Here is an 11,380-nt window from a genome sequence, read left to right as displayed (position 1 = left end):
TATCCGGTATTAGCACCGCTTTCGCAATGTTATCCCGAATCCAAGGGTAGATTACCCACGCGTTACTCACCCGTGCGCCACTTTACTATCCCTTGCAAGCAAGGGAGTTCTCGTACGACTTGCATGTGTTAAGCACGCCGCCAGCGTTCATTCTGAGCCAGGATCAAACTCTCCAATTAAATTGATCCGTCCGCCCCGTAGGGCGGTTAGTTTTCTTTCTTCAAAGGCCCGTATGACTGTTTTCGCTATTTAGTTTTCAAAGATCAAACCCGCAGGACCTCTGTCCCGCTCGCAGCGCTTTTCGCTGCTGACAAGCCCGATTATTTAGCAGAGTTGTTATTCTCTTGTCAATCGTTTTTTGCTTGCCTATGTCATGTTTTCTTCGCTCTCAAGTTTTTCTTTCGAGCTCCGAAAGACGAGCAGTGTTTAGCTCGTGGCAGGCTCCGCTGTCAAGGCTTTTTTCGCCTCATCCCGCTTTGCCGGGTACTGCTATGTTTACTGCGTTTGTACTGCTTTTTCCACCTGGGCGGCTCTCCCGTTTGGGCGCCGTTCCCTGTGGACGAAGCGGCTTATATTCTTTCCTGCGCCGCCTTGTCAAGCACAATCTTTTATGCCGTGCATCTTGACGCTGCACACAAAATCAGGCGCGCACGAATCTGTGGAGGGCTCATAAAATCAGCCCACCTTAGATGGTAGACGGGTGCTTTCCTGTTTTGTTTTATATCTCGGTGGTTCGGCAAGAAATGTTATGACCCGCCGCCTGTCGAAATTCTTATGGGGAACCCGGTTGCGCTCTATGTTCATATTGGCCTGCCGGGTTAAGGGGGCTTTGCCTCCCTTGATCTCTCAAACCCTGCTTTGTGACTTTATTGTTTCCGTATTACCGCAAGCCGTTGCTGCTAAATAGGTCCCAATAAAAAAGCGCGCTTAGTAATTGGCCAACCGGCTGTCAGGAAGCGTTGCCTCCAATGTCACAATTCCGCTCAGCTCGCGCGCTCTGCAGGAACAAAAGCGCGGCCTGGATGTTTTCCCAGGCCGCAGTTTCGCCCGTTCGAGAAAGTCGTTTTAAACACTATTTTAATAAACTTGTCAATCCCCTTTTTACGTTATCGGACTTATTTTTCCGACAACACCAGGCGATGATAGTTCTTTTTCCCAGCGCGTAGGATAATCTCTTTATCCTTCATGTCAACTATGGAGATTTTATAGTCAAAAGAATCAATACGTTCGTTGTTTACGTAGCCGCCGCCCTGGCCCAAAAGCCGTCTGGCCGCCCCCCTGGAGGCGCATAGATCGATTTCGTCAAATAACTCAAAAGCCGGGACGCCTTCCTGCAGTCTGGCCTGTTCCATGACCGTCGTCGGCACGGAATCCTCGGCCTTGGCCGCTCCTTCCCGTGGAATGGAGCTATCAGCCAAGAGGTCGGCTGGAATTTCCCTGGCGCCGAACATGTTATAAGCGGCTTCCAGGGCGCCCACCGCCTGATCCCTGCCATGGGCGAGCGTTGTGGCTTCAAAAGCCAGGATGGTTTTGGCCAGGTTAAGCTCCGCCCCGTCCAGGTCTTTCACCTTGTTTATTTGCTCCATGGGCAAAAAGGTGAAGAGAGCCAGGAACCTGGGCACGTCGTCGTCATGGGTGTTCACCCAGAACTGGAAGTACTCGTAAGGAGAAGTCCGTTCCGGGTCCAGCCACACCGCCCCTTTGTGCGTCTTGCCCATTTTGATGCCGGCGGAGGTGGTGATGAGCGGAAAAGTGATCCCGTAAGCGGAGCCGCCTTTGGCCCGGCGTATCAGATCAATTCCGGCGACGATGTTGCCCCACTGGTCGCTGCCGCCCATCTGGAGCTGGCAGCCGTACTCATCGAACAAGTGCAAAAAGTCATAAGCCTGGAGAAGCATGTAGTTGAACTCAATAAAACTCAGCCCCTCTTCCGACTCCAGCCTCATTCGATAGGATTCCGCCTTGATCATCCGGTTTACCGAAAAATGGCGCCCGAAGTCCCGTAGGAATTCTATGTATTTCAGTCCTACCAGCCAATTGGCGTTGTTCTCCTGAACCGCGCCTTTGTCAAAATCGATGAACCTGGCCAGTTGAGCCCGGATGCCCTCTGCGTTATTGTTTACGTCTTCCAGGGTGAGCAGCTTGCGCATTTCGGTCTTGCCGCTTGGATCGCCGACAAGTCCGGTGCCGCCGCCGACCAACGCAATGGGCCTGTGCCCCGCCCTCTGCATATGAGCCAGGGACATGATGGGCACCAAGCTTCCCACATGAAGGGAGGACGCCGTAGGGTCGAACCCGATGTAACAGGATACCTGTTCTCCGGAAAGAAGATCCTCCAGTTCCTGGTCATGGGTGGTTTGCTCTATAAAGCCCCGTTCTTTCAGGGTTTGTAAAACATTCATTTTTATACCTTCGCCTTGATTAAAGCCTTACTTGCTGGCGTAGCTGACCGCTCTGGTCTCCCGGATGACGCAAACCTTGATTTGCCCCGGGAAGGTAAGGCTGTCTTCAATTTTCTTGGCAACATCCCTGGCAAGAAGCACCGACTGATCATCGGTGATTTTTTCCCCCTGCACGATAATGCGCAACTCCCTGCCTGCTTGTATGGCAAAGGTGTTGCCGACGCCTTCAAAGGAGTTGGCGATCTTTTCAAGATCCTCCAACCTTTTAATATAGCTTTCAAACATCTCGCGACGCGCGCCGGGTCTGGCGCCGGACAGTCCGTCTGCAGCCTGGACGAGCACGGCCAGGACCGAACTGGGCGGAATATCCTCGTGGTGTGCGCCCACGGCATGGATGATTTTAGGAGACTCCCCGCATTTCTTACAGAGTCTCTGGCCAATCAGGGCGTGGGGCCCTTCCTCTTCGTGGTCCACGGCCTTGCCGATATCATGAAGCAGCCCGGCCCTGCGAGCCTGCTTGACGTTCAAGTTCAGCTCGGAGGCCATAATTCCGCATAGGAACCCGACCTCTATGGAATGTTGCAGCATGTTCTGCGCATAGCTGGTGCGGTATTTCAGCCGGCCGAGATATTTGATCAATTCCGGGTGGATCCCGTGTACGCCAAGGTCGAAAGTGGCCTGTTCGCCGGATTCGCGGATGGTGTTTTCCACCTCGTTTTCGACCTTTTTCACCACTTCCTCTATGCGAGCGGGATGGATGCGGCCGTCCGCAATAAGGCGCAAAAGCGACAAGCGGGCGACTTCGCGGCGAACGGGATTGAATCCCGACAAAATAACCGCTTCCGGGGTGTCATCCACGATCAGGTCTATACCGGTGGCGGCTTCAAGAGCCCTGATGTTCCGCCCTTCCCGGCCGATGATCCTTCCTTTCATTTCCTCAGAAGGAAGATCCACGACGGACACCGTCTTTTCGGCTACATAGTCGCCAGCGTATCTTTGGATTGCCGTAGAAATGATTTCCTTGGCTTTTTTATCGGCAATCTCATTGGTTTCCATCTCAATGCGCTTTATGAGCTTGGCCCCTTCGTGACGGGCTTCGCTTTCCATGGCCTGGACCAATGTATCTTTGGCCTGCTCGGCGGTGAGTCCGGCGATTCTCTCCAATTCCTGGGTCCTGGCTTCCAAAAGCTGTTGCGCCTGTTCTTCCTGGGCAACCATTTTTTGTTCTCTTTTTACCAGTCCTTTTTCCCTGCCGGCGACGTCGCTTTCCTTTTTATCAAGCTGCTCCGACTTCCGGTCCAGGTTTTCTTCCTTTTGAACCAGACGAGCTTCCAGTTGCTTGATTTCCTTGCGTGCTTCTTTGGCCTCCGCCTCAAAATCCGCTTTTGCCTGAAGAATTACGTCCTTCGCTTCGACCTGGGCGGCCTTGAGAGTGTTTTCCGCAGCTATCCGCGCTTCTTCCAGAATTTGCTCTGATTTGGCTTTCGCCCTGCCCAACTTATCTGCTGCGGCTTTTTTTCTGATAAGGGCATACACAATGATGCCCACAGCCACCCCGCCAAGGGCGACCAACAACACAACAACAATTGTAGTTCCATCCATATGGTTTCCTCCCAAGCAGGCCGCAGCGTGAAATGTTGCGCAAACATCTAATGCGCCGTAAATCTTTAAGATTTACGCCCCCAGCACGCGCGCCTGCCGGCGATTAAGTTGTTGAGGCTCCGGTAATAATTTGGAAGAGTCTGGAAATGAAACAGGCGAGACGACTTAATATTAGGTCAGCCGTAAAATTGCCCTTATCGGCCTGCAAGAGAAGAAAGAACCCGTTTGAAAAGAGAAAAGCCCCCGCACATTGCCGTGTCCGGCAAAATCCTTGAACCTGTTTTGCACAGGTGGGAGCCTCCCAACATCATTAGGCTTTTCCGTACATTGCGGAACTTGCACACAGAGTACTGGATACCGGCTCCCTTTCGATAAAATGTTGGAGCAAGGGATTTTTGCCGATCACGCACACGGCAGGGGCTCTTCTCCTATTAAATTGCATAGAACCGACGGCGCCCATGCCTAAGACGCGGCTTATACGCCGCCGCTTTTAGGCGTACTCGACCCCCCTCTATCTTCCCCTCCAGGTCCCTTATTTTCCATACGTTGCAACAGTCTTTCTGATCGGGACCCTATTTGATCCAGAAACCCTTCATGGGACTCTTTAAGTTCCAAATAAGAGTGCGCCAGATCCAACGCTGCAAGCACCAGGACGCCCATTTTATTAGCCGCCGTGTTTGGTCCGTCCAGCGCTTTGCTTGCCGCCTGGACTTTATGGGCCAAAAATTCCGCCGCTTTTTGGGCTTTTTCCCGGTCACCCTGAGTTTCAAAGGTAAAGTTTTGTCCCAGGATCTCTATGTGTAGCTGTCCATCCAACGACGTTTACAGCTCCCTTATGTCTCGCCTATTCGATGTTATACTCTTCTTCCTGTTCCTGTTCCGTGCCTATTGACTCGTTAACCCGGGCCAGGAGGCCGTCAATACGGGACCGCACCAAATTCCGTTCTTCTACGAGCTTTTGTTCAGCTTCAGATTTTTGCAACAACTCCTCGGCCAGTGAACTATTGCTGGCCTCCAGTTGGGCATTTTGCCGTTTTAACGTCTCGCACTGCTGAATGAGTCCGTTAATTTTGCTCTCTAACCTATCGAATTCTTGAAAGATGCTTGCCTCGTCCAAAATACCTCCTATTCTCCCGAGCATGGGCGGAGTATAACGACCCCTGCAAATATAAGTCAAGCGGTTTTTCTCTATGCTCTAGTGCGAACCCATAAACGCAAAAAGGGGGCGGTCACGCGGCGGCAACCACCCCCCTGATTTTTTGTCAGCTCAAACACAAAGATTGAGCGGATGTTTTTATTGAAAGCCGTCCATTTTTCTGGATTCGGCAAGGCTCATGCGGGTTTGAGCCCTGGCAAGAGCGCGTTTGGCCCTTTCAAAGTCCACTGCGGTCTCCTTGGACTCAAGCCTCTGCTGGGCTCTCTCCAAAGCCAATCTGCAGCGATCCGCGTCAATGTCGCAACGACGTTCCGCTGATTCGGCCAAGACAGTGACTTTGTTAGGCAAAGTTTCCGCAAAACCGCCGTTGATAAAGACCGCACGCACCTTTCCCGTCTCGTCCTTGAAGTTCAAGGTACCTAGTTTCAAGGTGGCGAGAAAAGGGGTATGACCGACCAGGACGCCGAACTCGCCTTCGCTGCCTGGGGCGGTTACGGTCTGAACAGTCTCACTTACCACGATCTTCTCGGGCGTGACTACTTCAAGTAAAATATTGCCAGCCATAATATCCTCTTTTTTATGCGGTCATACCGCTACGCGGCATCTGCCATGCTCTTGGCGTTTTCGATAGCTTCTTCGATACCGCCGACCATGTAGAAAGCGCGTTCCGGCAGGTCATCATGCTTGCCATCCACGATTTCCTTGAAGCCGCGAACAGTGTCTTCCAGCTTTACGTATTTGCCGGGCTTGCCAGTGAAGTTCTCGGCCACAAAGAAAGGCTGGGACAGGAATCTCTGGATCTTACGCGCCCTGGCGACGGTGATCTTGTCTTCGTCAGACAGTTCGTCCATACCCAGAATGGCGATGATGTCCTGGAGTTCCTTGTATTTCTGCAGCATTTGCTGCACCGTGCGAGCGACTCCGTAATGTTCGTCGCCCAGGTAACCCGGGTCGAGGATGCGGGACGAAGAGTCCAGCGGATCCACGGCGGGGTAGATGCCCAATTCCACGATCTGACGGGAAAGAACGACGGTTCCGTCCAAGTGAGCAAATGTGGTTGCGGGTGCGGGGTCCGTCAAGTCGTCAGCAGGCACGTACACGCACTGGACAGCCGTAATGGAGCCCTTATCCGTGGAGGTGATGCGTTCCTGGAGTTCGCCAAGGTCGACGGCCAGGGTCGGTTGGTAACCAACCGCGGAAGGCATACGGCCGAGCAGAGCGGAAACCTCGGAGCCGGCCTGGGTGAAACGGAAAATGTTATCGATGAAGATCAGCACGTCCTGACCTTCCTGATCACGGAAGTATTCAGCAGAAGTCAGAGCGGACAAAGCCACGCGGGCGCGGGCTCCGGGGGGCTCAGTCATCTGGCCGTAAACCAGAGAAGCCTTGGGAAGAACGCCGCCTTCCTTCATTTCGTGGTAAAGGTCGTTTCCTTCACGGGTTCTTTCACCAACGCCCGCGAACACGGAGATACCGCCGTGCTGCATGGCGATGTTATGGACCATTTCCATCATGATAACGGTCTTGCCCACGCCAGCGCCGCCGAACATGCCCATTTTACCGCCGCGCGGGAAGGGCACCAGCAGGTCAATAACCTTTACGCCGGTTTCAAGAACGCGAACGGTGGTGTCCTGTTCGGTAAATTTGGGCGCCGACCTATGAATAGGCAGCATTTTTTCCTGGCTGACAGGACCCAATCCGTCCACGGGGCGGCCCACAACGTTCAGCACGCGGCCGAGAACGGCCTCGCCGACGGGCATCATGATAGGATCGCCGGTGTCCTTTACAGGCATGCCGCGAACCAGACCGTCGGTAACGTCCATAGCAATGGTGCGCACCACGTTATCGCCAAGATGCTGAGCAACTTCAACAACCAGGTTGTCAGCTTCGTCGTTGATGGTCGGGTTGGTGATAAGAAGCGCGGTCAGGATGTTGGGCAGGTTGCCCTGCTCAAACTCCACGTCAACCACCGGTCCCATAACCTGTGTGATTTTTCCTATGTTCTCTCCCATCAAAAGACCTCCTAAAGTCTATTGGAAAACCGTTTGGTATTATTTTATGTGTTAACCCTTAAGGGCCTCAGCGCCGCCCACGATGTCCATAAGCTCCGTGGTGACGGCGGCCTGCCTGGCCTTATTGTACATCAGCGTCAACTCGTCCAGCATGTCGTTGCAAGCCTTGGTGGCGTTGTCCATAGCTGTCATACGAGCGGCTTGCTCACTGGTGGAGGTTTCCAACAGCGCCTTGTAGATCTGAACGTACACGTTGCGAGGCAGCAGGTCTGCCAAAAGAGCGTCTGCAGAAGGTTCGCAAATGTGCTCAGGGAGGTAGCCCTGATCTTCTTCTTCAACAACTTCCTCAGTCTCAATAGGCGGAATGGGGATCAGTTGCTGCAGAGTCGGCACTTGCTTGCCCATGCTGACAAATTCGGAATAGACGATGTGCACTTCGTCATACTCCCCTTCCAGGAACTTCTGGATAAAAGTGGCGCCGGAGTCGGAGGCCACGCTGAAACCGAACTTTGCGCCCACCACTCCCAAATGTTCCTGAATTCTATTATATCCTTCCTTTTTGGCCCAGTCGCGTCCCCTCTTGCCGAAGTTGACCAAGTCAAATTCCACGTCCGAGTCCAGCCCGGCCAGGAAGTCTTCAGCCTTTTCGATCAGGTTGATGTTAAACCCGCCGCAGAGGCCGCGGTCAGACGTGCACAAGACCAGAAGGATTTTCTTCACCTTATCCTTAGGCGTAAGAAGAGGACTTGCGTCTTCCCCCGCCCGTTCAGCCAGGCTGCCCAGCACCTGTCCGAACTTGTCGGCGTAAGGCCTGAAGGCTTCCATTTTCAGCTGGGCGCCGCGGAGCCTGGAAGCAGCCACCATGTTCATAGCCTTGGTGATCTGCCTGGTCTTTTTAACGCCGGATATTTTGTTTTGAACATCCTTTAAGCTTGGCATATTTACACCTTCTTCCCGTTCCGGGGCTCAGGGCCCCGGCGAGAGTCATTTTTACTGGATGGTATCCTGAAATTCCTTGCCATACTCTTCCAAAGCCTTCTTAAGCAACGCGTCGGTTTCGTCGGAAATCTTGCGTTCCTTGGCTATGGCGCCCATGGCGTCAGGGTACTTGCTTTCCAGGAAGGAATACATGCCGGCTTCGTATTTAGCCATGCTGTCCGCAGGGAAAGCATCCAGGAAGCCATTTGCGCCGGCAAACAGGATAGCGACCTGTTTTTCCAACGGAAGAGGAGCGTACTGGGGTTGCTTCAGGATCTGCACCAGGCGCTCGCCGCGCTTCAACTGCTTCTGGGTTGCTGCGTCCAAGTCGGACCCGAAAGCGGCGAAGGCTTCCAGTTCACGGAACTGGGCCAAGTCCATACGCAGGGTTCCGGCCACTTGCTTCATGGCCTTTTCCTGGGCGGCGCCGCCGACGCGGGAGACGGACAGACCAACGTTGATGGCGGGGCGAACACCGGCGAAGAACAGGCCGGGTTCCAGGTAAATCTGGCCATCCGTAATGGAAATAACGTTGGTGGGAATGTAGGCGGAAACGTCGCCGGCCTGGGTTTCAATGATAGGCAGGGCGGTCAGAGAACCGGCGCCCAATTCATCGCTCACCTTGGCGGCGCGTTCCAGCAGCCTGGAGTGATTGTAAAAAATGTCGCCGGGATAGGCTTCACGTCCGGGCGGACGACGGAGCAGCAGGGAGATCTGACGATAAGCGACAGCCTGCTTGGAAAGATCGTCGTAGATGATGAGGGCGTGTTTGCCCTTATCGCGGAAGTATTCGCCCATGGCGCAACCGGCGTAAGGCGCCAGGTACTGGAGGGTTGCAGGGTCGGAGGCGCAAGCGGAAACCACGGTGGTGTATTCCATGGCGCCGTATTTTTCCAGAGTCGCCACAACCTGGGCGACCGTGGACTTTTTCTGTCCACAGGCCACGTAGATGCAGTAGATGTCCGTGTCTTTCTGGGCGAGAATGGCGTCGACCGCAACCGCGGTTTTACCAATCTGACGGTCGCCAATGATAAGTTCGCGCTGGCCGCGTCCCACCGGGGTCATGGCGTCGACAGCCTTGAGGCCGGTGTAGCAGGGTTCATGCACGGACTTCCTGGCGATGACGCCGGGAGCCACCATTTCCACCATACGGGTTTCGGTGGCGTCCAGAGGACCTTTGCCGTCGATGGGAGCGCCCACGCCGTCAACAACACGGCCAAGCACGGCTTCCCCAACGGGCACCTGGGCGATTTTACCGGTCCGTTTGACCATATCGCCTTCTTTGATGTGGACGGTTTCGCCCATAATGGCGACACCCACGTTGTCCTCTTCCAGGTTCAACACTAAACCAAGGATGCCCCCGGGGAATTCCACCAACTCCAGGGCCATGGCCTTTTCAAGGCCGTAGACACGAGCAATGCCGTCACCGACGGAAAGCACGGTCCCGGTCTCGCTAAGATCCACTTTCTTGTCGTAATCCTTGATCTGCTCCTTGATAATCTGACTGATTTCCTCGGCTCTAATTTCCATCAGACCGCCTCACTCCTTTTTAAAGTTTCTTTTAAGTTGAGTAACTGTGTCCGGATACTCCCATCAAGGACCAAGTCCCCTATTTTGGTCACTATACCGCCGATGAGAGCGGGGTCTTGCGAGACCGTAAGCACGACCTCTTTGCCCGTGAGCCGGCCCAGTCCCGAACGTATCTTCTCTATAGTCTCGTTCGACAGCTCTGTAGCCGCCGAGACGCTGGCGCGAGCGATTCCCTTGAGTTCGTCGGCCATTTCTTTGTACTCACTCGTAATGACGTCTAAAAACCCGATCCGCCCCTTATCGAAGAGGAGCAGCAGATAGGAGGCTGTCACAGCTGAAACCCCTGATTTCTCAACCACGGAGCGCAATAAGGCCTGACGCCCTTTGGCTTCGTAAATGGGGTTGCTGATGGCGGCTTCCAAATCCGGGTTGGCCTTGAACAAGGAGGAGAACGCCTCAAGTTCCTCGCGATAGACCTCTGCCTGCCCGTCCTCCTTGCCAATCAGGAGCAGAGCCTTTGCGTAACGTCTTGCCACCTTTAGATTTTTCACTGAGTCACCACCTTATCTAAGTATTCACCCACGAGCCTGTCCTGATCCTGCTCGGTAATGTTTTTGGCAATAAGCTGCTCGCCCATGGCAATGGCTTTTTCCAGGATTTCCGTCCGGAGCCTTTTCTTGGCGTCGGCTACTTCGTGCTCCATGTGGCGCTGCGCCTGATCGGTCAGCCTGTCGGCGGCCTTTCTGGCCTCGGCCAGGATCTTTTCCCTGGCGACTTCGCCCTGAGCTACATAGTCGTCCACGATCTTTTGGGCTTCGCCCTCAAGATTCTGCAGCCTTGCGTTGATGGCGGCGACTTCTTCGCTGGCGGCTTTCCGGCGGGCTTCCAGGTCGTCCAGTTCCTTCTGGATGTCCTCGATGCGCCCGGTCAGAGCGGCGCCGGCGGGCTTACGAACAACCCAAAACAAAAACCCGAAAAGAATCGCGAAGTTCAGAACCTTCTGATAATCGATGTCTTTCCAGGTTTTCCAATCGGAAGCGCCGTGTCCGCCTTCTCCTCCGTGAGCGGCAGCCTCTCCGTGAGCGGCTTCGCCATGGGCAGCGTCTGCATGCACTGCTTCCGCATGAGCGGCGGCCTCTCCATGGGCTGTAGTCTCACCGGCCATTGTCCACGGAGCGAAAATCATCACGGCTGCGAGGCAAAGCCCCAGCCATGCGGTCTTCTTCCGGGGTAAAGCCTTTAACAACTTCATGATAAAGCCCTCCCTAAAATCTTTTCCCCAATGGTTGCAGCAAAGGCGTCAACCTCCTTTTCCAAGGCGGTTTCCGCATTCTTCACCTCACCGGCAATTTTTGCCCGCAATTCTTCCAGATCCTTGGCAGCTTTATCATTAATTTCATTAATGATGCCTTGTTCCTGTTCCGTTGCCTCGGCGACGATGGCTTCCTTTTTGGCTGCCCCCTCGTTTTTGGCTTTCAACAGGCTGGTGGACAGGGTTTGCTCCTGCTCAGCAGCCTTTGTTTTGTCCGTTTCAATTCCCCTAGCCAGGCCGGAGAACTTGGTCTTCCGTTCCTGGAGCCCCTTACGAATGGGTTTGAAAAGGACCACGTTGAGAACCACTACCAAGACCAGGAAATTGATAATCTGCCATACGACAGTGATGTCTGGGATAACTTTAATCATACGAATTTCCTTCTTGC

At 54.0% G+C, this 11,380-nt stretch carries 11 protein-coding genes, 1 rRNA gene and 1 other RNA gene; all 13 read right to left on the bottom strand.

Features of this window, described 5'->3' with window-relative positions:
- Positions 1 to 179 (bottom strand): 16S ribosomal RNA (locus G491_RS0124605); the annotation flags it as partial.
- Positions 180 to 1,115: 936 nt separating this feature from the next.
- A complete protein-coding gene (gene tyrS, locus G491_RS0124600) occupies positions 1,116 to 2,402 on the bottom strand; it encodes a tyrosine--tRNA ligase (RefSeq protein ID WP_028316435.1) in 1,287 nt (428 codons plus the stop codon).
- 27 nt (positions 2,403 to 2,429) lie between these two features.
- Complete coding sequence (rny, locus tag G491_RS0124595; RefSeq protein WP_015948367.1) at positions 2,430 to 4,004, bottom strand: ribonuclease Y; 1,575 nt, start codon at positions 4,002 to 4,004, stop codon at positions 2,430 to 2,432.
- A 236-nt stretch (positions 4,005 to 4,240) separates the two neighbouring features.
- A non-coding RNA gene (gene ssrS, locus G491_RS35080) (6S RNA) lies at positions 4,241 to 4,427 on the bottom strand.
- Between the two features lie 51 nt (positions 4,428 to 4,478).
- Positions 4,479 to 4,820, bottom strand: coding sequence for a cell division protein ZapA (locus G491_RS36790; protein WP_015948368.1), 342 nt, complete (start codon positions 4,818 to 4,820; stop codon positions 4,479 to 4,481).
- A gap of 28 nt (positions 4,821 to 4,848) precedes the next feature.
- Positions 4,849 to 5,121, bottom strand: coding sequence for a cell division protein ZapB (locus G491_RS32360; protein WP_015948369.1), 273 nt, complete (start codon positions 5,119 to 5,121; stop codon positions 4,849 to 4,851).
- 177 nt (positions 5,122 to 5,298) lie between these two features.
- Positions 5,299 to 5,724, bottom strand: a complete 426-nt coding sequence (locus G491_RS0124580; RefSeq protein WP_028316434.1) for a F0F1 ATP synthase subunit epsilon — start codon at positions 5,722 to 5,724, stop codon at positions 5,299 to 5,301.
- A gap of 29 nt (positions 5,725 to 5,753) precedes the next feature.
- Complete coding sequence (gene atpD, locus G491_RS0124575; protein ID WP_028316433.1) at positions 5,754 to 7,172, bottom strand: F0F1 ATP synthase subunit beta; 1,419 nt, start codon at positions 7,170 to 7,172, stop codon at positions 5,754 to 5,756.
- A 51-nt stretch (positions 7,173 to 7,223) separates the two neighbouring features.
- Positions 7,224 to 8,111 (bottom strand): ATP synthase F1 subunit gamma, encoded by an 888-nt coding sequence (gene atpG / locus G491_RS0124570; RefSeq protein WP_015948372.1) that lies wholly within the window; start codon positions 8,109 to 8,111, stop codon positions 7,224 to 7,226.
- A 51-nt stretch (positions 8,112 to 8,162) separates the two neighbouring features.
- Positions 8,163 to 9,680 carry a F0F1 ATP synthase subunit alpha gene (gene atpA / locus G491_RS0124565; protein ID WP_028316432.1) on the bottom strand — a complete coding sequence of 506 codons (1,518 nt, stop codon included), beginning with the start codon at positions 9,678 to 9,680 and terminating at the stop codon, positions 8,163 to 8,165.
- On the bottom strand, positions 9,680 to 10,231 hold the full coding sequence (gene atpH, locus G491_RS0124560) for an ATP synthase F1 subunit delta (RefSeq protein WP_015948374.1): 552 nt from the start codon (positions 10,229 to 10,231) through the stop codon (positions 9,680 to 9,682). The genes atpA and atpH overlap by 1 nt, the downstream gene beginning before the upstream one ends.
- A complete protein-coding gene (locus G491_RS32355; protein ID WP_051327507.1) occupies positions 10,228 to 10,932 on the bottom strand; it encodes a F0F1 ATP synthase subunit B in 705 nt (234 codons plus the stop codon). The genes atpH and G491_RS32355 overlap by 4 nt, the downstream gene beginning before the upstream one ends.
- Positions 10,929 to 11,363, bottom strand: a complete 435-nt coding sequence (locus tag G491_RS0124550; protein ID WP_015948376.1) for a F0F1 ATP synthase subunit B family protein — start codon at positions 11,361 to 11,363, stop codon at positions 10,929 to 10,931. Before G491_RS0124550 ends, G491_RS32355 begins: the two co-directional genes overlap by 4 nt.
- Between the last annotated feature and the right edge of the window lie 17 nt (positions 11,364 to 11,380).

Source organism: Desulfatibacillum aliphaticivorans DSM 15576, assembly GCF_000429905.1.
Lineage (GTDB): Bacteria > Desulfobacterota > Desulfobacteria > Desulfobacterales > Desulfatibacillaceae > Desulfatibacillum > Desulfatibacillum aliphaticivorans.
Note: the sequence above shows the minus strand (reverse complement) of the source record. Positions and strands in the feature narration are given on the sequence as shown.